This window comes from Paenarthrobacter sp., assembly GCF_031180005.1.
In the GTDB taxonomy this organism is placed as follows: domain Bacteria; phylum Actinomycetota; class Actinomycetes; order Actinomycetales; family Micrococcaceae; genus Arthrobacter.
Window position 1 is genome coordinate 32039 of the sequence record NZ_JAPSHI010000023.1, and the last position, 23754, is coordinate 55792.

Annotated in this window: 9 protein-coding genes; all 9 read right to left on the reverse strand. The window is 62.9% G+C overall.

Going from position 1 to position 23754, the window contains the following annotated elements; genetic code table 11:
• Window positions 1-13: 13 nt before the first annotated feature.
• The 9 genes from RIF72_RS15665 to RIF72_RS15705 all read right to left on the reverse strand — a co-directional run bounded on the left by RIF72_RS15665 (window position 14) and on the right by RIF72_RS15705 (window position 23438).
• The gene (locus RIF72_RS15665; protein WP_309075764.1) at window positions 14-1783 is read right to left on the reverse strand and encodes a protein kinase; all 1770 of its coding nucleotides are present in this window, start codon (window positions 1781-1783) and stop codon (window positions 14-16) included.
• Window positions 1780-3549, reverse strand: a complete 1770-nt coding sequence (locus RIF72_RS15670) for an FHA domain-containing protein (protein WP_309075765.1) — start codon at window positions 3547-3549, stop codon at window positions 1780-1782. Before RIF72_RS15670 ends, RIF72_RS15665 begins: the two co-directional genes overlap by 4 nt.
• Window positions 3536-4462: a protein phosphatase 2C domain-containing protein gene (locus RIF72_RS15675; RefSeq protein ID WP_309075766.1), complete on the reverse strand. Its 927-nt coding sequence runs from the start codon at window positions 4460-4462 to the stop codon at window positions 3536-3538. Before RIF72_RS15675 ends, RIF72_RS15670 begins: the two co-directional genes overlap by 14 nt.
• A complete protein-coding gene (locus RIF72_RS15680) occupies window positions 4459-6003 on the reverse strand; it encodes an RDD family protein (RefSeq protein WP_309075767.1) in 1545 nt (514 codons plus the stop codon). The genes RIF72_RS15675 and RIF72_RS15680 overlap by 4 nt, the downstream gene beginning before the upstream one ends.
• On the reverse strand, window positions 5996-8479 hold the full coding sequence (locus RIF72_RS15685) for a transglutaminase domain-containing protein (protein WP_309075768.1): 2484 nt from the start codon (window positions 8477-8479) through the stop codon (window positions 5996-5998). Before RIF72_RS15685 ends, RIF72_RS15680 begins: the two co-directional genes overlap by 8 nt.
• Window positions 8476-9879, reverse strand: a complete 1404-nt coding sequence (locus tag RIF72_RS15690; RefSeq protein ID WP_309075769.1) for a DUF58 domain-containing protein — start codon at window positions 9877-9879, stop codon at window positions 8476-8478. Before RIF72_RS15690 ends, RIF72_RS15685 begins: the two co-directional genes overlap by 4 nt.
• Window positions 9880-9927: 48 nt before the next feature.
• The gene (locus RIF72_RS15695; RefSeq protein ID WP_309075770.1) at window positions 9928-10899 is read right to left on the reverse strand and encodes a MoxR family ATPase; all 972 of its coding nucleotides are present in this window, start codon (window positions 10897-10899) and stop codon (window positions 9928-9930) included.
• 61 nt (window positions 10900-10960) lie between these two features.
• Window positions 10961-17053, reverse strand: a complete 6093-nt coding sequence (locus tag RIF72_RS15700) for an Ig-like domain-containing protein (protein WP_309075771.1) — start codon at window positions 17051-17053, stop codon at window positions 10961-10963.
• Between the two features lie 253 nt (window positions 17054-17306).
• On the reverse strand, window positions 17307-23438 hold the full coding sequence (locus tag RIF72_RS15705; protein WP_309075772.1) for an Ig-like domain-containing protein: 6132 nt from the start codon (window positions 23436-23438) through the stop codon (window positions 17307-17309).
• Between the last annotated feature and the right edge of the window lie 316 nt (window positions 23439-23754).

The following is a 23754-nucleotide window of genomic DNA, read 5'->3' on the forward strand; positions in this document are numbered from 1 at the left end:
CATATGCGGGCCCCTAATCCGTACAGGCGATGGATCCCGGGCCTCCGGGCGAGGCAGTACCGTCAGCACGGACAATAATTACCTGGATGCAGAGTTCATCCTCCCCGCCAAAATAGGGTCGTGCGTGAGGCTCCTTTTCGGGGGAATACTCGCCTTCCGGGATGAGGACGGTCCGGTAACGCCACATGTACGTGTCGCCGGGCTTCGGCTGCGGGTTCTCCCAGCGGAAATCAGCGAACTCCGGCTTCTCGGTGTCCCGGACGCCAACGAGGCCCTCCACATCCGGTACGCCGCCGTCCCCCAAGGGATCGGCTGGCGGCTTACTTGACGTTTCCGTTGGTGCCACCTTGGGCTGCGCCTGTGCGCCCAACACCACACCCACCACGATGGCCACTACCAGTACTGCAGCGCCGCTGGCGGCCAGCCATAGGTTGCGCTTGCTGTGGTCTGCGGGGGAAACGTCCTCTTGGGGTGCCCCTGTGGAGCCAGCAGTGGAACGGCTGATCGTTGCGCCAAGATCGTCCTGGGGACGTGAAGGCTGCCAACCACGCAGCACTGTGGACTCTGCGGTGTCAGGCTCGGCGGGAGCGTTGTGGCTGCCGGGGGCTGTGTACGATCCCGGTGCCGTGTATCCCGACGCTGTGTGTCCCGACGCCGGAGCGTGAAACTGCGGCGGAGTCGATAGCCCCGTATGGGACTGGACTGTTTGCGGAGGGTTGGCGGGTTGGGCTGGTTGTTGTTTCGGCTGTTGGGTTGCGCCAGGAACGGTGGAAGGGAATGTTCGTGCCGGAAACGTGGGCGCTGACCCTGTGGTGGCGGTTCCCGAGGCGTCGGGATCGATCGAAGCGATGCTCCGGACCCGGGTTTCCTCGAAGTTGTCGTCCGGATGCTGGTCGTCCCCGTGCCCCGGTTCTTCAAGAACCTCAAACGGCGTCACGGACAGGTTCAGTTCAGCTTGGATCCGCTGGAGTGCCAGCGCGAAAGCGTGCGCTGACGAATATCGGGATTCTGCTGACTTGGCCATGGACGTAGCCAGAACGAGTTCCAGGGACTCCGGAACGTCGGCACGGCCCAGCCTGGGCAGGGGCGAGTTGGTAATGCGGGAGATGAGTTCCCGCTGCGAGTTGTCCTGTCCCGGAAGGACGAACGGAGAACGACCTGCCAGCAGCGTGTACAGCGTTGCACCCAAGGCCCAGATGTCCACAGGAACACCGTCCACGGCGCCTCCGCGGAACTGTTCCGGCGGAGACCACGGGATAGACATGCCGGCGTCGTCCTCGGCGTCGGCGCCGATGGTGCCGGAGATGCCAAAGTCAGTCAGGGCAGGCCGGTTGTAATCGGTGACCAGGATGTTGGCAGGTTTGATGTCCCGGTGCACAATTCCGGCCCGGTGAGCGGTTTCGACGGCGGAGGCCACCTGGATGCCGACGGCCAGGACCTCATCCACACTGAATCGCTGGCGACGATAGCGGACGTCAAGGCTCGGCCGGGAGCAGTACTCCATGGCGAGGTACGAGTGCCCGTTCTCGGTGATCTCAGCTTCGAAAATCGTCACGATGTAGGGGTGCGACGACAACTGCGCCATAAGGTTGGCTTCGGACTCGAAGCGGCGGCGGGCCCCTTCGGTCTTCAGATCCGACAACAGCACTTTGACCGCTACTTTTCGACGCGGCCGGTCCTGCTCATAAAGGTAGACATCCGAGAAGCCACCGGAGCCGAGCAGGCTGATGTACTTGAAACCCGGGATGGGTGGAGGCGGCGCGGGGGGCCTCTTGGAACTCAAAGAATCTCCTCGAAACGCAATGAAATGTTGTCGCCCAGCTCGGCGATATCGCCGTCCAGCAGGATGGCCATTTCGTTTTGGGCAAGCCGGCGGGGTGCCTGGCCTTCCCGGATGAGCACGGTCCCGTTGGTTGCCTTCAGGTCGCACAACATGACATGCCAGCCCTCAAGCCGGACCTCCACATGGGAGCGTGAAATATCCCCACCAGGGCTGTCCACTTGAACCAGACGCGGCATGATGCCACCTTGCACGCGGGAAACCGACGGTTGGCGGCCGATGATGAGCGACTGGTCAAGATCAATCAACTCACCTGTAGACAGCCGCATACGGCCCAGCCGTGGACGTGGGACCTGGATGGCGTCGCCGGAGACAGCAACCCCGCACACCGAACATTGTGGGTACGTGGGCGGATTGGCATGGCCTTGGGAGCACATCCGCGCCAAAACGCTCGGACCGTTGACGGCGGACGTCTCTACGCGTCCAACAACAGCTTTTGCGCCGGACTCCTCGGTGGGAAGGCTGCTCTTCATGATGGTCTGCCCGTCATGGTCAGAGTCGTCGTCCGCGGCTATGGCTGCTGGAGCCGATGACCAAGCGGCCGGTACTTGCGCTGCGGGATCGGGTGCGGGCCCCGGTGGAACTGTTTGATGGTCACTGCCCGGTTCAGGGGCGGAGGAACTGCTGCGCAGCCACGGGACGGAGTCAATCAGCCCGCTTGGTGCTTCGGCGGACGGGGCAGGAGGGGGGCTTTCCGGTGCCGCCGGCGGCTCCGGAGCTGGTGGGGCATCCGGTGTAGTGGACGCAGGCGAGTCGTGGTCCTCAGACCCTTCATCCGTGCGGACTGCAGCGTCCTCAATGTTGCGCATCACCGTCTTGTCCCACAGGTGGTCATAGTTGGTGGTGTTTTCCAGCGACGGAAGTATCGGATCAGTGGTACTCGTATGGACGGGTATCCCGGATGCTTCCGAATCTGCCTCGCTGACTGGTTCCGGCTCCGGTTCTTCGAGTTCCAGCTCCGGTTCTTCGAGCGCAGGCGGCTCCTCCGACGCAGCTACCTCGGCAGCAGGCTGCTGGGCAGTTGACGACTCGGCAATGGACGACTCGGGAGCGGCAGACTCGCTGGCGGGTGATTCGCTGGCGGGAATCATGTGACCTGGTGCGATCGTCAGGCCAAGGTCCGCTTCGGTGTAGCCGATCATGGTTTCGTCGGACACCGTTGCGGGCCGGACTTCAGGTTTAGTGTCCGTCTGACCGGCAGCATTGGGCGAGGCCTCGAGCGAGGACAGAAGTACCACGCCTTCTCCCAGCGGAAGACTGTTCAAGGGCGAGCCGTTCAGCGGCAGGCCTCCGCCCGACGTCGGAATACCCGCAGAGGGGACAGAGTTGCGACCGATCCGGACACTGTAGGACTTGGCCTCAGCGAGCCGTCGTTCGGTCCAAGTGGTGACGTCGCGTCCGGTGAGGCTTTCCTCGCCGCCGGGCGTCTGCACCACGAGTTCGAGGTCCCCCCGGAGGAACACACGAAGTGCGTCCTTCGAGTCGATGATTCCGAAAGGCGGGATGCGGCTGAGGGAAACGCCAAAGGCATCCGTCACCTCATGCAGGACCTCGTGGGCCTCGGGCTCGGATGCCAACAACTCCCAAACAGTGTCAATCAGTGCGTGCGGTGTGTCCGGGCCAAGAAGCACCACGGTTCCGCTCCGCACTACGCCGATCCAGTCACCCTGCTGATAGCGGGTCAGCGAAAGGTGGTTACTGCTTGCCATCGACGCCTTCCTCCTGCTCAGCCCCTGTAACCTCGTCGGCGCCGTTCACCCAAGCCCGGGGAAGGGTGTCTTCTTCAACCTCGGACGCAACTTCAGGGCGCGGCGCAGTGGTGGCGATTCCGGCGTCGTTCAAAACGTTCTTGGCGTCCACGACGATGACGGTCACGTTGTCCCGGCCACCGCTTCTCAGGGCAGCCTGGATCAGTGCGTCCACGGCATCCTGCGGATGGGCAACAGTGCTAAGGATGCGGAACATGTGGTCATCGCCCAGCTCCCCGTTGAGACCGTCCGAGCAGATCATGATCCGGTCACCTTCCTGGATGGGAAGCAACCAGAAATCGGCCTCGGTTTCATCGCCGGTGCCCAAGGCACGGGTAACAACGTGGCGCCGCGGGTGGACGGTAGCCTGCTCCGCGGTGATATCCCCGGAGTCCACCAGTTCCTGCACCTCGGAGTGGTCAACGCTTACCTGCGCGAACTCCCCTTGGCTGAGGCGGTAAGTCCTGGAATCGCCGATGTTCATCACCAGCCAGTAGGGCAGGCCCATCTGCTCCACCACCACAACGCCGGACAACGTGGTCCCGGCGCGGGCTCCGGTTGCGTTGCGGATGGCAGCATCGGCCTTCAGCAAGCATGACTGAAGGTCGGCCGCTGAAGCGGTGCGCACGCCGGCCGACAATTCAGGGGCGCCGCCCAAAGCCCTGACGCACATGCCGCTGGCAATCTCGCCTGCCTCATGCCCGCCCATGCCGTCGGCAACGGCGAAGACGGGATCGGAAGCAATGAACGAATCTTCGTTCAGTTCGCGGCGAAGCCCGCGGTCCGTTCCGTACCCGTAGCTGAGCCGAAAAGAGGAACCGCCCGCGGCGGGTCCCAGTTCGGCGTTGGCGGGTGTGGCCGGCTGTGAATTCATGCTTGTCCTAGGTGGAAGGAACGGTCCCCAAAGTGAACGGTGGAACCGGGACGGACGAAGCTGGCTTCGCCGGGGTTGAGCCTGGTCTGGATGCCGTCAGGGGTGGTGACAGCACTGCCGTTGGTGGAGTTACGGTCCGTGACCCAGACACCGTCGCCATCAACGCGCAGGTGTAAATGTGTTTTGGAGATGGACCGGCCGGGGTCTGACACGGGCAGCAACTGTTCCACGGTTTCACCGGGCTGCGGCGCCGGGTTACGGCCGAGGAGGACTGAGCCGCCCAACTGGATGTCCTGGCCATCGTCGATCCGAATCCGCAGGACGGCCTGGGCACGGGCTGCCCCTGGGCGCATCTGGGTCCGCTCCACGTCGTCGTCCGGATGGGCGACGGGCGCGGTTGCTTGTTGTGGTGCGACCGCGGCGGGGTTCGATGACTCTGATGCGATCGATGCTGTTGACCCGGTCGATGCCGCTGGTGAGCGGGGCGTCGGCGTGAAGGGCGCCGTGGGTGGGCGCCACTGATTCGGATCGTGGGAAGGCTGCACAGCGGGTGCCGCAGCAGTCGCCGGAGCCGGCAGTGGATTCGCGCTCGGACGGACGCCCTGGCCATGCCCGGAAGGCACCGGGGAAGCAACGGGTTGTACCGGCGGAAGATCCATTGGCGCGAAACTGTACGGACCTTGGATGCCTCCCGTGGTCACCGGATTACGACCGGCGTTCACATCGAACACCAAAGACTTTGCCGCTTTGTCGTGCCAGCCACGCAGCTTGCCGTTGGTGTCCCAAACGTTTGAGACGACTACAAGGAAGGCCCAGACAACACCGAGGAACATCAGTGGCAGGGCGATCCACAGGACCAGCCCGATTTGTCCAAGCGCCGACAGGATGACGGCAACGATGGATCCCAGCACCAGGAGGCCACCGGTGAGTATTCCCCGAACGAAGACAACACCAGCGCCCGGAGCGTAGCCGTCCGAGTCCGCACTGCGGATACCCATGAGCTGGTTGCCGATGGTGTTACCGGACTTCGCCTCGATTCCGAGGAGGACGAAGGTGTAAACCACTGTCACACCCAGGCCGATGCTGCCCAAGAGGACCAGAAGGCCGGTGTCATAGACGATGAAGCCATTCCGTCGGGTTTGCGTGATGCCCGCAATTCCAATGGCGAACGTGGTGGCGAGCACAGCGACGGGACCCAACCAGTCCAGCACAGCTGCGCCCATGCGCTTCCCGGCAGAGGCGGGCGCCAACTCAAGCTTGGTGGTCATCGTGGTCCCTCCCCCTGGCCCCGGCATACGGTCCGGCGTGTTTTTTGGTCCGTGCGGCATCGGCGATGCCGGCGCCGACACTACCGAGATACTACCGGGCTCGGAGAAGCCCTGCTGGTTGGCGAACTCCAACGCTGCCTTCCGGGCATGGTTGATGTTGCCCTCCTTCCGGGCACCACGGTTGTTCAGCGGTGAACCGCACTGCGTGCAGAAAGTCGCGCCAGGACGGACCCCGTGCCGGCAAGCGGGGCAGAGTTCTGCCTCATTACTCATTGGTGGTGTCCTTCTTGAACGGCAACGTGAAGCGGGGCTTGGCCGGGTCGCCGGGTGTCTCTTGCCGGCGGCGAAGGGCCGCGCGGCCATCGGACAGCAAGGACCGCGGTGAGAACCGTGCCTGCTGCCGTTTCCAAAAACCGACGCTTCCTGTGATATCCGTCAGTGACGTATCAACGATCTCCCAGTACTCCTTGACTTCATCCTCGCTGGGCTGACCAGCGCCGAAGACAGCAGCATCGGCCCGGTGGGCAAGCATCGTGGTGGCAGTCCCGGTAGTGGGGAATGCGTCAGCGATGACCGTGGCCGATTCTCGGCGTGTGGACTTGGTGTCAATCGAGGCACCCATGTCGGTGACCAGGCTCAGCACTTCGTTCCAGCCGCCGCCCACCCGCTGGGCGGGGTGCCCATCACGGAAACGCGCCTTCCGGCGTCGTGATTTCAGCAGGAGGATCAGCAGCAGCGGCAAGGCAAGGATCCCCAGCGGAATCAGCGCCACGCCGATGGCCGCCAGCAGCGGGCCCCAGAAGAGCCACGGGTTGTTCTTCTTCTCGTCAGCGTCCAGGGCGTCCGGGGTGGAATCCGGCGGCAGGTCCGCGGGTTCCTGCGGCGGGGGCGGTGGTTGCAGCACCTGCGGTTTGGGCTTGGACTTGTTCTCCGGGTCGGGCGGGATGGGCACGTTGTCCTTGGGCGGGGTGGGATCAAAGGCAACCCATCCCACTCGGTCGAACGCGACTTCAACCCAGGCGTGGACGTCCTTACCCGTGATCTTGATATCTCCAGCGCCGTTCTCAGGGCTCTTGGGATCGGGATAGAACCCCATGACCACGCGGGAAGGAATACCAAGGTGGCGGAGCATGAGGGACATGGACACTGCGTATTGCTCGTCGTCGCCCAGCATCTGCTTGGCCGAGAGCATGTTGCGCACGCGCGCAGCACTGTGACCGGGAAGGCTCGGGAGTTGCCCCTCGGCCACCAGGCCGTTGCTGAAAGCACCGCTCTTCTGGAAGTGCGCCTCAATCTGCCGGACACGGTCAATGGCCGTAGGAGCATCCGCGGAAAGCTGGTTCGCCTGGGAAGCCACGATGGGTGGCACTTCCTCTGCCTCGGGCAGCGTGAGTTTGGCGAAGTCGTACTGCGTAAGCTGGCCGTGCTCCAGTGTGCCGGGGTCCGAGACCTGCACGGTGTAGGTGTCGCCCTTGACCAGGCCCTTGGTGGTTACGGCCGTGTCCGTGCCGGCGTTGAAGTAGAGACCGGAAGCGGCACCGGAAGTGTCCGCGAAACTCATGCCCGTGGTGTGCCGGCCACCCGGCACAAAGTAGCCCTGGTAATCCTCCACGGTGATGTCCAGCGTGTAATTCGTGCCCTCCACCGGGCTTCCGGCGTCAGCCAGGGTGTTCAGCGAGCGGGCATCGCCCACTTTGCTGAAGTTGCCGGAGCTGTTGGGATCCATGGTGTAGTTCAAGCCGTTGAACGCATCCAGTGCAGCCAGCCGCACGCGGGCATCCTTGGGCAGCCCCTTGACTGTAAACAGCGTGCTGTCCTTCTCATCCTTGACGAAGCTGCGGAAGCTTGCCAGCGGCGTGATGTAGTCCCGGGGGTCGAACGGCGGAACGATCGTGTTGCGGAGCACCTTTCGGTCATCGCTGGCGGTGACCAACGGCGAGGCAATTGCGGTGGCGCCCACCGCAACAGCGATCACGGCTGCAGCAGTCCCCAGACGGCGGAGCTGGCCACGTCGGGCTGTAGCGGCGTCGGAACCCGGCCTGTTGGCCGAAACGGTCTTGGTGCTGTTCTGCCGGAGCACGTCACGGCGGAACGTCGCCCACACGATGGAAACGATGGTCAGCGAGACGCCGCGCTCCACATTGAGGAAGCCCGCGCTGGTACTGAAGGCGATTCCCGTGACGAAGAGGACCAGCACCGGCAGCAACGGCCAATACGGGCTCTTCAAACGCCACGTCAGCAGACCGGCGGCCAGAGCGGTCACCAATGAACTGAGGAACGGAACAATGAGCATGCCATTCGCTGTTCCCACAGGAACGCCAACGGTGAGCATGTCCTTCCAGGCAAAGACGATGCCCAGCAGGAGCGTACGCAAGGAGTCGAGGCTGGGCAGGAAACCCAACACAGCCGAATCCGGCACAGCCAGCGCAGAGCCCAACACCATGTAGGCGCCGAAGGTCACGGCTGTAGTGATAAGCAGTCCCAGTCGGAAGTGCGCGTTGAGGACAGCGATGCCCAGCCCCAGCAGCACACCGCCCAGACCTGCGACCAGGTAGTGGGCGTCTCCCCCGAAGCTCAGCGTGAAACCGAGGACGCCGAGGAAGAGCAGAACCAGGAGCGCCCCGCAGTCAACGGCGAAATGCCACAGGGGGCGGCCGTCGTCGAATATCGATCCTCCGGTGCCGCGGGAAGCGGACCGGCTTCCGTTGGCTGCGCGGGGACGCACGCGGAGATTGGGAGCGGTGCTCATGCTGCCGCCTTTCGAAGAACTATGGCGAGATCGTCCAAGTCGCCAACCGTGAGGACCGTCAGGTCCGCGATGTTGGCCCTCGACGGCGCCGCTCCGGGTTGGACGCGGACCGCCAGGCTCCGCACACCGGGAGGAACGGACGAGGCCGCAGAGCGCAGTTGCGTGGCCGTCACATGGCTGCCCACTACGAAGAACACAACGGAGGCGTTGGGGACAGTGTCCGAAAGGGTGCGGGCGAGGTCGACGGCGGTCTTCCGCAGGGGTGCCCCGACAATGCGGGTCATGTCGTCGAGCAAGTTCCGGCCGGTTTCGCAGCGGAGCGGCCCCTTTTGGGTCAGGACGTCCAGCTCACGCTGCTCACGGATGGCCTGCCTGCCAATGGAAGCGGCCACAGAGATGGCCATTTCGAACTCGGGCTCGGAGTCATACTCGTCTGTGTTGATGGAGAGCGAGATGGCCAGGTGTGCGCGCCGGGTCTCCTCGAACTGGCGAACCATGAGCTTATTGGTGCGGGCCGTTGTCTTCCAGTGGATGTGGCGGCGGTCATCCCCGGGAACGTAGTCTCGCAAAGCATGGAAGGAGACATCCGCGCTGGACAGCTCCGTAGTGGGCATGCCCTCAAGGTCGCGGATAAACCCGGCCGCCGAGCTACCTAGAGACACAGTCCGGGGATGGACGAACAGGTCCACGGGATCGGTCCACATCACGCGACGACGCAGCAGGTGGAGGGGGTCGGCGCGAACAGAGCGGACCGGGCCCACAACAATTACTGCACGCCGCGCCGTGGGGATGGTGAAGAGATCCTCATGCACCTGGGCCGGCTTCATGCGGGGCAAATGGAAAACGGCCGTGTTGGAACCCACGGGCAGCTCCAACGCCGCAGGCAACAACGGCCTCGTGGACACGTTGGACACGGCGATGCTGCCCACGGCGTCATCCCCCACTGCCACCCGCGTGCGGGCAAGGTCCAGAACCACTCCATAGGCCGAGCGGCCCACGATGAAGCCGATGGCAAGGAGGCACAGCAGGAAAGCCACCATGGCAGCTGACTTGGCTTCCTGCCAACCCCACGCCTGTCCCGCCCACCAGAGCCCGATCGAGGCAGCCAAAACTACCCAGCCGAGCAGGCTCACCACAGCAAGGACGGGCCAGACGAACCTCAACCAAACAGCCTTGACCTTGGTCAACCCTGGTGCAAGGAAGTCGCCCGCAGTTCCGGCTGCTTCCGACCATACGGCTGCGGGGTGAAGCTTGCTGGTCTTGCTGGGTTGGCTTGACCGGCCGGGGCGCTTGCCCGGTTCGTTGACAGGGCCGCGAAGGGAGCGCACCTTGCCGCCAATAGCGGACTTAGCGCGCTTGAGCGAGTCAGCAGCCCTGTTCAGGGGTGTGCTGGAGGACATGTGGGGGCCTTTGTTTGAGCTGGGGTGCGATGGAGCGGCGTGCGGTGCTTATGCGCTGGCGCGTTGCTGCGGGGCGGCGACGTCGCCGAGGACGCGGTTGAGTACCACCTCGGGCGTTGCGCCGGAGAATTCAGCTTCGGGGTCCATCACCAAGCGGTGGGTCCACACCACGGGCGCGAGCTCCTTGATGTCATCCGGCAGCACGAAGTTGCGGCCTTGGCTGGCTGCCCATACCTTCGCGGCGCGGACCATGGCCAGAGCACCACGAACGGAAACGCCAAGCCGCGTTTCGCTGGCATTGCGGGTTTCCTCGCACAGGCGCGAAATGTACTCCAGCACCGCGGTGTCCACGTGGGTGGTGGCCGCCAGGTCCGCCATGTCAGCCACTGCCTGGGTGGTGATCAACGGCGTCAGGTCCTTTGAACGGTCCTTCAAATTCGCCCCACCAAGGAGGCGAACAGTGGAAGCGTGATCCGGGTAGCCGATGGAGGTCTTGATCAGGAAGCGGTCAAGCTGAGCCTCGGGCAGGCGGTAGGTGCCCGCCTGTTCGATGGGGTTCTGGGTTGCCAGGACCATAAACGGGCGGCCGGCCTCGTACGTGGTGCCGTCCACGGTCACGCGGGATTCTTCCATGACTTCCAGCAACGCGGACTGCGTCTTCGGAGAAGCACGGTTGATTTCGTCAGCCAGGACGATGTTGTTGAACACCGGGCCCTTGTGGAACTCGAACTTCTGCGTCTTCTGGTCGTAGATGGTCACACCCGTCACGTCAGACGGCAAAAGGTCAGGCGTGAACTGAATACGGTTGTGCGAACCCTGGACCGTCGCGGCCAAGGCGCGGGCGAGGGAGGTTTTACCCGTGCCCGGCGCGTCCTCAAACAGGACGTGGCCTTCCGCCATCATCGCCGTGAACGTCAGCCGGATGACGTGTTCCTTGCCCAACACGGCCTTGCCCACGTTGGCAACGAGCTTCTCGAACGTTTCTGCAAACCACGCGGCCTGCTCGTTTGTCATGGTCATCGGTTGATCCTGTTCCTTGTGTATGGGTGCGAATGGAGTTGTTGAACGGCCTGTCGGAGCATCAGCAACCGCCGGGCTCATTGCCAAAGCGGTCCACGGTGATGGCCTTCACGAACCATCCGGGGTGGCTTCCCTCCGTGACTCGATACCATTTGGTGCTCCCACCGTAAATGTTCTTCGTGCAATCGATCTTGAGGCGTCCTTCAGAGCGGGAGACCCAGCCAACTCCACACGACGGCCCGCTTGGGTTGTACGTGTCCGGTTGGTTCGGTTTGCCCGGGCATGTGTTGTTGTGGGCCTGAATCGTTGTGGACGGAGGCGGCGGGGGCGGCGGTGGCGTGGGGTCGTCGCCACTTGTCGCGTTGACTTGGCCGCTATGTGCGCCAGCCACTACTGTGACGGCCCGGACGTTGAGCTTCCTCGTCTTGTCCCACCCGCCACCTGCGGCGTCGAAGCTCGTTGCCTTGCCCACGCTGGTCCAGCCGCCGCCGTCGAGATTGACCTCGTAGTGGTCGAGGGGGCGGCCATTCATGTTCGGTGGATTCCAGTTCCAGTGCACCTGGCCGTCGCCCTTGGCGGACTTTCCGCCCGAGACATTCGGCGCGTTCGGGGGCGCATAGGGGTTACCTGTGCCGATCGCCTTCGCATCGCCGGCCATGCCATTCTTCACCGAAGTGGCGATGATGTTTACCACCACGTCGGTTCCATTAGGCTGCCCACCGATGATTCCGCCTCCGCGGGCAATCTGCCCGGAACCATGAGCGGTCTGCCAGCGGTAAGTGATCTCATTGTCCTGTGAGCCGTTGCGCTCAGCTGCAGTAAGTGGCGTGAAGGCAATCTCCAGCCGACCAGAGTCGCCGGTCGCCTTAACGGATCCACTCCCCACCATCCCGGGCTTGCCTGCAGCCCGGATTGGGGCCGACCGTTGGCTGACACCACTGACGCCGGCCTTGTTTGTTGCTGACACCGTGAACGAGTAGTCCGCTTCGGAGTTCGCAACTGTGACGTTCTGCGAAGTCGCCCCCACAGATTGCGTACCTACGACGGCGCCTCCCATGTAGGTGGTCAGCGTATAGGCGGATACGGCGTCACCGTTGTTATTCGGCGCTGCCCAACTGACCTGCAACTGGCTCTGCGTACCCACGGAGCCTGCGCCGGTCACTGAAGGAGCCGCAGGGGTCGCCGGCACTCCTGCAGGAGTTTCGGCAGCAGAGTAGGTACTCCACTCCGAGGGCTCCTTGGCGTCATTCCTGGCCAGGACCCGGACTTTGTAGGCCACCCCATTGGTCAGGCCGGTCCAAACATGGCTGTTTCCCGTGAGGTTCTGGATCTGCGGGTTCTGGCCGGCAGGAGCAGGCGAAATCTCAAGATCGTAGGACTTGATGGGCGAACCCTTGCTTGCAGGCGGAACCCACGCCACGGACAGTTGCTTGTCGCCGAACTTCAGCGTCGGTGCAACAGGGGTGTCGGGCTTGACGTCCGGACGGACCTCAGCAGACACCGGAGAGCGCTCGGATTCATTGATCGCATTGGTGGCGGTGACGGCAAAGTGGTACTTCACATTGTTGGTCAGGCCGGTCAACGTACAGGTATTCGCGGGGCAGTCCTGTTTGAAGCCGTTCTCTCCGTACACCGTGTACTTGGTGATAGGCGAACCACGGTCAGCTGGCGCATTCCATGTGAGCAAGGCAGTTTGGTCGCCCACGGACTGCGCCAGCGGCGTCGTTGGTGCTGCCGGCTTGTCCTTTACCGTCAAACGGATGCGGGCAGTGGCATACCGGGAGATCTCGCCTGTTTTGTCCTCCACGGTGTAAGCAACAACCATGGTTCCGGTGAATCCGCCCGCAGGTGTGACGGTCACGCTGTCACCGCCGGCTTCGGCCGTGCCCTGGCCCGTCTCCGTGACCGCTGAGACGATCTTCAGTGGCGTCTCAGGGAACGGGTTGGAATCATTTGCCAACACGTTGACCGTCACTGGCTTCCCGGATTGCGCCTCCGGCTCGGTGTCGTCATTGGCCACCGGTTTGGGCCTGTTGGAGGCCGACAGGGACAGCTTGTAGGTAGCCACAGCCTCGAGCCCGCGGCGGTCTTTTGCTTTGACCTGGACAGTGCCCGACTGTCCGATCTGTACGGAGTCATCAGCGGAGACCTTGAGAGTCTTGCCCTCGACACTCACCCGGAAACCGCCCTGGGCTGCGCCCACAAGCTCGTAGCTCATGTTCTGCACGTCATCCGAGTCCGGATCCGACGTCAGCTTCTCCAGGTCAAGGCTCGCGGAGTCACCCTTCGGTACCTCCACGTCGCTACCCAGCAGAACGGGAGGGTTGTTCTTGTTGGGATCCGGCAGCACCTTGGTTCGGATGCTCAAAGTCGACTTCAGGCCATTGGGGTCGTCCGGGCCGGTTCCGTCGGTGACTTCGAAGCTGATGGATCCGGGCCCGACATACTCCGCGCCAGCGGTGTACTTGATGGACGTGCCACCATTGGCCACGGGATCGCTGCCGTCGGCACCGATGAGCTTGATGCGGTCAGTTTGGGTCAGGCGAGGTGAGCGTCCTTCACGGACTTTGACCCACTCCGCGAGGTTTACCGTGACGGACTGACCTGAGACAAGTTCCACTACGTCGTCCTTGGCGAGCGTAGGAACCTGCTGGCCAATACCGGGAACCCAAATAATGGCAGTGGACTTCTGGCCGTCCACGTCCTCCACGGTGTAAGGCACCAGTTGCGGCTGCTCCGTGAGGTCAACGATGACGTTGCCTTCGGGACCGGGACGCGCGGTTTCCAACCCGGTAGCCACCTTGAGGTTCTCCCCCACACCGTCCGGGTCCTCGTCGTTCTTCAGGACGGGAACGTCCACCGCGGTCTTGCCGAGCGTCTGTGCCGAGGTCACACGGTCATCGCGGGCAATCGGTGCCTGCAATGGCAAATCGTTCCGGACTACCACCCGGATGGTGGCCTGACCCACTGCGTCACGGTCGTCGGCAACCGAGTAGCGCACGTTGACGGTGCCCTCCGCAGCGGGAGCGGTCACCAGGACGCGGCCGCTGGTCTGGCTGACCTTGGCGTCGAGTCCTGCGTCGGCTTCGATGCTGTCCGTCAGGATCCGGATGATGTCACCATCGGGGTCGGTGTCGTTCGCGGTCGCATCCACGGCAATCTGGCGGCCAGGGCGGACCTTGACTTCGTCATCGACGGGAGCAGGTTTCTGGTTGTCCTCGCCGCGCGGCGCGACGCCCACGGTCACCGTTCCGGTGTTGACAGCACCTTGCCGGTCGATCACCTTGTACCGGAACGTATCGGTACCCGCGCCGTCACCGGCGGCGACGAAATCGATGAAGCTGCTACCCGCCGTCGCGGTTCCCATGGTGGGTGTGCTATCGATGCCGGTGAGCTGCACCGAGTCGCCGTCGGGGTCTATGCCGTCCAGCGGAACCGGGATCCGGACACTGCCGCCCGCCACAACGCGTGCCGTCAGGTTTTGCGGCTGTGGACGTGAATTCTGGGTACCTTCCAGCGGGAGGATGTGGATAGTTACCGCTGCGGCGCTCTTCTGCCCCTGCGGATCCACGGCGTTGTAGATGGCGCGCACGGTATTGGGCGTGGGTCCGGCAATGAAGCGCAGGGTCTTCTCGGAAATGAACGCTTTGCCGTCCTCTTCCGGGATACTCTGTGCCAGCACCGGATCCACGGACAGCTCCTCACCCTGCGGGTGGGTGTCATTGTCCAGGACCGGGATGGTCACGACGTCGTTCACGCGGACGTTGACTTCGTCGGGTTTGGGCTGGGGAGCCTCGACGACGGCGGGAGCCGGCACCGGGACTACACCCACCGTGCCGGTGGCAGAGGCGCGGCCGTTCGACATCGTGTAGCTGAAGACGAACGGTTCCTTGGCTCCCAGCACATCGGTAACGCGAAGGACGCTGTGATCGATCACGCTCACGGATGCCGATGAGCCGTCGGGTACGGTGACGGATTGGAGTACCAACACGCCGCCAGAAGGATCGGAGTCGTTGGCCAGCGGATCCACCAGCACGCTGCCACCCACCGGGAGCAGCGCAACGTCATGAACGGCAACGGGAGCTCCCGCATCCTTGCCGGACTCGACGTCCACGCGGATCAGCCCCTGACTGCTTTGGGGGCCGTTACTGGCGATGTACGTCAAGTAGATCGGGCCGGGTGTGGTGCTCCGGAAGGTGAAGGTGCCGCCGTCGGTTACCGGGCCGAGTTCAGCAGGGCCGGCGGCCTCAACATGAGCGACGCGCAGGGCCCCACCGTTGGGGTCCACATCGTTCTTCAGCGGTGCGATGACCAGATCCTGGCCCACCACCGCGGTGACGTGGTCTGCATTGACCACCGGGGCGAGGGCACCCGGCGGCTGCACATTTACCACGATGCGGCCGGTGGTGGTTGCCTTGCCGTCCCATACGGTGATGGTGACGTTCTTCTTGCCCGGCGCCGCACCCGAATCCTGGTATGTAAGCAGTCCGTCGCGGCGGACCTTTACCTGGTCCTGGTCGTTGTCGGATTTTGCATCCAACAGGACGAGGTCGTCGCCGTCGGGGTCCATCCAGTCGGTCAGGATGTTCTGGCTCACGGACTTGCCTTGTTCGACAAGCATGGTGGTGGGCTCCCCGCGTTTGAAGAACGGAGGTTTGTTCTCCTCGGGAGCAACCACGCGTAGGGTCACACGGCCACCGGCTGACAAACCGCGGCCATCAGAGGCGTTGTAGTCGAAGACTTCTGTGCCCGGCTTCGCATCCGCCGGTACCTTGATCTGGAAGGCAGAGCCGCCGTAGATGTTTTCGAGGGCACCGGACTTGGGGCCGTTGGCGCCAACCGCTGCGGTGAGGACATCGCCGTCGGGGTCTGAATCGTTATCCAGAACACTCAGGATGGTGGTCCTGCCCGGCCGGACACCGAACTCGTCCGGTTTGGTCTCAGGCGGACGGTTGGGCTTGGTGCGATCCGGGAGGACGTTGATGGTGTTGTTGTCCGCGGACTCCTGGTCCTGGTCATCGGACTGGTTCTTGGGCGGAACAACCTCGTCCCAGTTGTTGACCAGCTGCATGTTCTGGTTCACCAGCCATACGCTGCCCGAGTTCACGTCGTTGAGGACAACCAAGTCCCTGTTGACGCGGAAAACGTAGCTTGGGGAGGCACTGGCTTTGGGGACGTCGTTCTTCTTGTCGTCGGCGTCGTTGTCGCAGTCGCGGACGTACTTGTTGGCGCCGGACCACGCTGAGTGGACACACTTGCTGACCTGAACCGGAGCTGCGGGGACGCCTTCACCGTCAGCATTCACGGTTGCGGCTGTGGACCCATCCAAGGGCTGCTTCAGCAGGGCCTTTCGTGTGGCAATAGCGACGTAACTGCTGTCTTCGCTGCTCTGCTGGAGCTTGGCTTCGCGCGCATCCTGAAGTTGCAGCTTGCGCCCGCCCGGCAGGAAGAGGTTCCCCGACGCGGCGTCAAGGACCACGGGCTTATCGCCCACCACAGCCAGTTGAAGGTCGCCGGCGCCCTTGAGCTCGTCCACCTTGCTGATCTGGGAGTCGGTCCGCTCACCATTGGCGTCAACAGTGGTGACGGCGATTTCGCCCTTGCCCGGGTCCGCCGTATAGATCCGGTTGTCGGATCCCACTGCGGAGACCATGCCAGGGGAACCGGTCAGTACGGGTTCGGTTCCTTCTTCGTCGAAGCCGTTAACGGTGGACGGCGACAACGCCCATACCTTGCCGCGGGCCGGGTCCGTAACGGAGAGCACAGTGGAGCCGTAGCTGACTTGCGACGACGACGGCAGCTGCTTATCGCCGCCGAGCTTCAGGTTTGCGGCGGAAACCTGGTTGATGGTGGAGCCGGATTCGTCGTCCACGAAGACGTTACCGTCGTGCTGCAGCACATCAAAGGTAGTGGTGGCCGGTGTCACGGCACCGTCAAGGACACGGGACGGATAGTTCAGCCGTCCCACTGCGTTCTTGGTTTTGCTCACCACCCACACGCCGCCGTCGTTCAAGTCCACCTCGGTGGTCTTGAACCCCGGGTACAGAATCGCCCCGGTGATCAGCAAAGCGCCTGCCGCAGTCGCAGCAGTTCCCGCTATGAATTTCTTGTTTTGACGCTTTTTCAGCCCCAGCTTGCCGAAGAAAGTTGTCACAGCCCCAGAATTCCCTTTGTTTCAGCCGCCCCCACAGTGGCTTCCAAGCCAACCGACAGATGCCGGCGGCCGTACATTTCGCAGTACCCCCATACGGCGGCGGAATTTTCAGTCCCTAAGACTATCCCACGCGCCCTGCGGTCAGCCAAGGAAACCCGAGACCGGGCTATCCATTGGCTTTGACAGCGTACTGTCTCTTTGGCCCGGGGCGCGATGGGGACAACTGCCCGGCGCCGCCCCGGCGTCGATGAGCCTAGCATTGCGGAATCTGATGAGGTCCGGGGTCTCCCAGGGTTGTGTTGCCTTGGGCAATGAAGCGGCCGGCGTTGGGACCGCTGGTCAGGCGGTACCACGCCGCATAGTTCAGGTACGGGGTGCTGCGGTTGATGTAGCAGTTAACGGTGAATCCGCCGTTGAATTCATACTGCCATGGCGGACCATTGACGTTTCCGTCGCAGCGGTGTCCCGGAGTATTGGGATCCCACGAGGTTTGGCCCGATGGTGCTGTGTCCGTGCAGGTACGGTAACTACCGGAAGGCAGTGTCGCATCCCACGAGGTCTTCTGCGGCCCACTCTGAGCACTAGCGGAAGCCACGCCTCCGCCTTGGCCTATGGAGTTGAACGTCTGGACCTCAATGGTGCGGGTCTGGTTGTAGCCACCGGTGTTGACCACTCGGCTGCCGGATGCTGGTGCAGTGATCCAGCCGTCCGTTTCACCGCCACTGATCCTGATCTTGGTCACAGCAACGTCGTTGCTCCCCGTGGAGGGTGATGACCAGTTCAGCGTCAGTGTGGTCTGGTTCTGGCCGCCATTGACACCGGAAGCGGACGGCGTTCCGGGCGAACCGTACGGCGTAGCAGTAGCGGGTGCGCTGGCGTCTGAACTTGGCGCGACTGCGGAAACCGCCGTCACTGTGATGGAGGATGCCTGTCCATTGGTGAATCCACCCACCGTCTGACCAGGGGTGATGGGGCCTGACTGCCCGGTACTGGCGTTATAGCGGTAGCTGACTTCACTTTGGGTGGAGCCGTTCCGCTGTTGTGGAGTGAGGACCGCAAAGTTGATAGTCACCTGTTTGCCCGCTCCCCCGGTATTTGCCGGTGTGGCCGAGACGTTGTTAACGGTGCCGAGCTTGCCTGTGGCACGGCGCGGGGCCGAGGCAGCACTGACGCCACCCTTACCGGCTTTGTTTTCAGCTTGCACTGTGAACGTGTAGCCGGCTTCGGCGTTCTGGGCGGTAAAGGTGGCTGAGCGGACGTTCCCCGGGATTGTTTGGGTCTGGGAGACGCCGTTTCCGCCGTTCATGGTGACGAAGTACGTCTTGATGGGATCACCATTGATGTCCGGTTCGACCCAGTCCGCGCGGATCTGGTTATTTGTTCCCACGGACTCCACCACAGCGGTGGTGGGAGCAGCCGGGGCCGCCGGAAGGCCAGCGGGATTGTCCTCAAGGGAGTACATGCCCCAGTCCGACGGACCGAGCTCGTTGACGGCCTGGGCACGGACCTTGTATTTCACGCCGTTGCTGAGTCCGGGCCACGTGTAGCTCAGGCCGGTGACCTCGTTCTTGACGGCAATGCCGTTAGCCGGAGGCGGAGAGATCTCCAGGTTGTAGTGCTTCACAGGTGAGCCCTCCGTCTTCGCGGGGGTCCACGTAATAGCCATGTTCTTGTCCCCGGCTTTGACCGTGGGGGCGTCCGGCGGTGACGGCTTCTCATCCGGGCGGATCTCATTGGACGCGATGGACGCTGGCGAGTCCCCCACCTCATTGGTGGCGAACACCGTGAAGACGTACTTCACATTGTTGGTCAGCCCCGAGAGTGTGCAGGTAGTGGTGGGACACACCTGTTCAAAGCCGGCCGCCTTCACCGTGTATTTGGTGATGGCTGCGCCATTGTCCGACGGCGGCGCCCACTTGAGCACTGCGGTGCGGCTGCGGACGTCGGTTGCGACGGGCGCCGACGGAGCGTCGGGCTTGTCCCGGACTGTGATCCGGACACGCCCCACGGCCTGCCTGGATGGATCCTTGGTCTTGTCCAGCACGGTGTACCTCACCACCATGACGCCTTTGAAGCCGTCGGCAGGAGTCACTGTCACCGAGTCGCCGGAGATCGTCGGCTGACCAGCCGCGGAGCCCGTTTCCACAGCGGCGCTCTCGATGGTCAGTGGTGAATCGTTGAAGGGGTTGAAGTCGTTCGCCAGCACATTGACGGTCTCGGAGCGCCCGGCGTTGGCCTTCTCAACAGCGTCGTCGTTGGCAGCAGGGCGCGGTCTGTTGGACGAGACTACGGTGGCGGTAACCGTTGCACGGACAGCGTCAGACCGTCCGTCAGTGACCTTTAGCGGGAAAGTGCCCACCACGCCCGGATTAGCAGAAAGGTCCGGGGTGACTTTGAGGACGGTTCCTTCCACCTTGGTTTGGAAGCCCGCGGGTTGCTGTCCGTCGAGCTCAAACTTGAGGTTTCCCTGATCGCGCTCGTCCACGTCCTTGGCCAGGTTCCCCAGTTCCAGATCCGTGGTTTCTCCCTTGGGAGCCTCGATGGAAGCTCCGCTGAAGGTGGGGATGTGGTTCGCGTTGGGGTCCGGGATCACCTTGGTGATAATGGTCAACGTGGACTTCAGCCCCTGCGGGTCGTCCGGGCCGGATCCGTCAGTCACCTCGAAGGTGATGGATCCCGGGCCAACGTAGTCCGCCTGTGCCGCATACCGCAGAGCATTCCCATCGCCGGAGATGACGTTGGTGGTATCGGCTCCCTGGACACGGATCTTGTCCGCCACAGTAAGCCGTGGTTGGCGCCCTTCCCGCACACGGACGTATTCCTGGAGCGAGAGCGTGATTTCCTTGCCGGACATGACTTCGACGGGCTCGGTTTTGGCAAGAGTTGGATATTGCAGGCCTTGGCCGGGGATCCACATCACTGCTGTTGCTGACTGCCCATCCATGTCCGTCACGGTGTACGGAATCAGTTGGTCCTGGGGAGTAAGAGACACCACAACGTTCCCGGAGGTCCCTACCCGGGCGTTTGGATTCGCGTCCGGCAACGTGATGGTCAGGTCTTCCGCAACGCCATCCGGATCAGAGTCATTCTTCAGTACCGGGACGTCGACTGCAGTCTTGCCCAGCGTCTCGGCCAAGGTGATGCGGTCGTCGACCGCAATCGGAACGTGGAGGGCCGCCGTCGGACTCGTTTGAACCCTGACCACCGCGCTGGCTTCAGCCTTTTTGTCGTCTTGAATTCTGTAGCTGATGCTTTCATTTCCGGCAACGCCGGGCGCAGTCAACAGAATCTTGCCGGTGGCAGCCTCAACTTGCAGTTCAGGATTGGCTTCGAACGAATTCACAAGGCCGATGGGATCGCCGTCAGGATCCGAGTCGTTCTTCAACGCATTTACTGCGATCCGACGGCCGGGCCGTACATCAATGGCGTCGTCCACGGCGATCGGCTTTTGGTTGTTCGCTTCTGCCGGTGCGATGCCCACAATCACTGTGCCGGTGTTTTCGGCTCCGATGCGGTCCCGCACGCGATAGCTGAACGTGTCAGTCCCTGCAGAAGTGGCGGCAGCGGTGAACTCCATATACCCATCCCGCACCACGGCTGTGCCAAGTGCGGGCGCCTTGTCGACGCCTATAAGCTGCACCGAGTCGCCGTCGGCATCAATGCCGTCCAATGGCACGGGGATCTTGACGGTCATTCCCGCCACCACCCGTGCGGTCAGGTTTCGTGGCTCGGGGCGGGTGTTCGTGGCGTCGTCCCTGGCGCGAATACGGATAGTGACTTGCTGCGAATCGGTCTGGCCCGACGCATTGCTGACCTTGTAGATGGCATAGACGGTTTTGGGGACCTCGCCTGCGATGAAGCGCAAGGAATTGCCCGCGATAAACGTCCTGCCGTCCGCTTCGTCGGGCTGTTGCGCCAACGCGGGGTCGAGGGTGAGCTCTCCGCCGTTGGGGTCCGAATCGTTTTCCAGGACCGGAATGGTCACAACGTCGCCGACGCGTACCGACACTTCGTCGGGCTTGGCCTGGGGTGCCTGAAGCTTGGTGGGTGCCGGGACTACTTGGACAGAGATGTCCCCTGTTGCCGAGGCCTTGCCGTTGGAGATCGTGTATTTGAGCGAGAGCTGGCCCTGCGCACGAATGTCGGTGATCTTGATGACCGAATGGTCCAGCACGGCGACGCTGACGGGAAGCCCATCCACTGCTGTCACGGACTGGACCACCAACACCCCACCGGCCGGATCCGAGTCATTGCCCAACACATCAACCACTGTGCTGCCACCACTGGGCAGGAGGGCGATGTCGCGGACAGCTACAGGGGCGCCGTCGTTATTGCCGGACACTACGTCCACACGCACCAACTGCTGCGCACTCGCGGGGCCGTTGGTCACCATGTAGGTGACGTAGTGGGCACCAACCGACGTGGAGTTAAACGTGAATGTCTGCTGGTCCGGTCCAACTACTGCCGTCGACTGCTCGTCAGGCTGGGCTTGCGCCAGCCGCAGGATGCCGCCCTGCGGGTCGGTGTCGTTCTTCAGCGGAGCGATGACAGTGTCCTGACCCGCCACAGCCACCACATGGTCTGCATTCGCAATGGGCGGCAACGCACCAGGGGCACGAACATCCACGCTGATTTGCCCTTGAGTGGTGAGCGACCCGTCCGAGACGCTCACCGTCAGGGTCTTTCTCCCGGGACCCGCGCCCGAATCCTGCAGGGTCAGTAACCCGTCCGGCCTGATGCGTACTTGGTCGGCGGGATCGCTACTGGAGACAGCGACGGCGAAGATGTCATCGCCGTCGGGATCTATCCAGTCACTGAGGATGTACTGGTTGGCGATCTTGCCGGACTGCACCACCAACGCATTATTGCGGTTCGGTTTGGGTTGCGGCGCGTTGTTCTCTTCAGTAGGGACGATCCGCAGGTCCACGTCTGCGGCACCTGTTCCGCCACGGCCATCGTCCACGGAGTAGTTGAACGTTTCCGAACCCGTGGCACCCGCGGGCACGGTGATCTGGAATCCCGTACCGCCATACACGGCGGACAATGCGCCCGACTTCAGCGGCTCGCTGGCGCTGACCGTGAGGACGTCTCCATCGGCGTCGGCGTCGTTATCCAAGACAGGAAGGAGAGTCGTCTTGCCGGCACGCACGCCAAAGGCGTCCGGCTTGGCCACAGGCGGAGTGTTCGGTTTGCTTCGGTCCGGGAGGACCGTCTGCTGGACTTCGTCCGCGGAGTCCTTGTCGGCGTCGTCCGATGTTTGCTGGGGCGGGATGACGTCGTCCCAGTTGTTGACCAACTGCATGTTCCGGTTGACCATCCAGACGTTGCCGGAATTGACGTCGTTCAGAACCACAAGATCGCGGTTGACCCGGAAAACGTACGACGGCGACGCACTCGCCTTGGGAACGTCGGCGCGGCGGTTGTCAGCCTCGTTACTGCATTCGCGGATGTACTTGTTGGCACCGGACCATGCTCCGTAAGTGCAGGTGCCCAACTGCACGGGGGCTGCGGGAATGCCTTCGCCGTCGGGCCGGACGGTTTTGGCTGTTCCACCGTCCAATGGCTGAAGCAGGAGCGCTTTGGTGGTGGCGATAGCCACAAAATCTGCGGCTGGTCCGCTTTGCTGGAGCTTCGCATCGCGGGCGTCATCCAGGTGAACGGTTGCGCCACCCGGAAGAACGATGTCTCCCGTAGCTTCGTTGAGGACCACGGACCTGTCACCCACGGCGGTGAGCTGCAGGTCCCCTGCGCCCTTGAGGGCATCATCCTTGCGGACTTGCGAATCCACTGACCTGCCGTTGGCGTCCACCTTGGTGGCGGTCACGCTCCCGGACTCCGGATCCACAGTGTGAATGGTGTCGTCTGCGCCCACCACAGAAACGATTCCGGGCGATTGCTCGAACAGTGGCTCTGATTCGTCGCTGAAGCCGCCCACTGAGCCAGGCGACAGCGCCCAGACCTTACCTTTGGAGGGGTCGGTGACTGCCAGCACTTTGTGGCCGAAACTTACTTCCGCGGAGCCGGGCAGTTTCTGGTCACCGCCCAGGCGCATGTTTGCGGCGCTGACCGGATTGATGGTGCCACCTTCAGGGTCGTCAATGAAGACGTCGCCGGCCTGTTGGAGGATGTCGAAATCCTTGCTCGCCGGCGTCACGGCACCGTCCAGGGACTTGGAAGGGTAGTTGAGCCGTCCCGCCGCATTCTTGGACTTGCTAACAACCCAGACGCCGCCATCGTTGAGGTCCACCTCGGTGGTCTTGAACCCCGGGTAGAGGATCGCGCCGGTCACCAGGACTGCGGCGGCAACAGAAAGGGCGGTTGCCGCGATGAGCTTCCGGCGGCGGTTCTTGGCACGGCGATTCCCGGACCCGTCAGGCAGAACCATCCACATTCCCCCACAAATTAGGCAGCACGAGGCAGCCGGTGCCGAACCCCACGGCAATCCACGACACAAACAACGCTAAGACTACCGGGTTAATCCATCGATTAGCGAAGTCGTGACGTGAATCGCATTCCATGAACCGCTCTTTCACCCCGACCCTCTCGCACATAACAACCCTTAACGCGGAACGCTCTCGTTACCTTTTTCGTAGCCTGTTTCCTGGTGCAGGATATGGGTGTGCTGGCCTGCTGATCCCGGCATGATTGCGTCGCTCTGTCGATCCGATGATCTTGAGAGTGTTGTCACCGGGGTTGGTAGG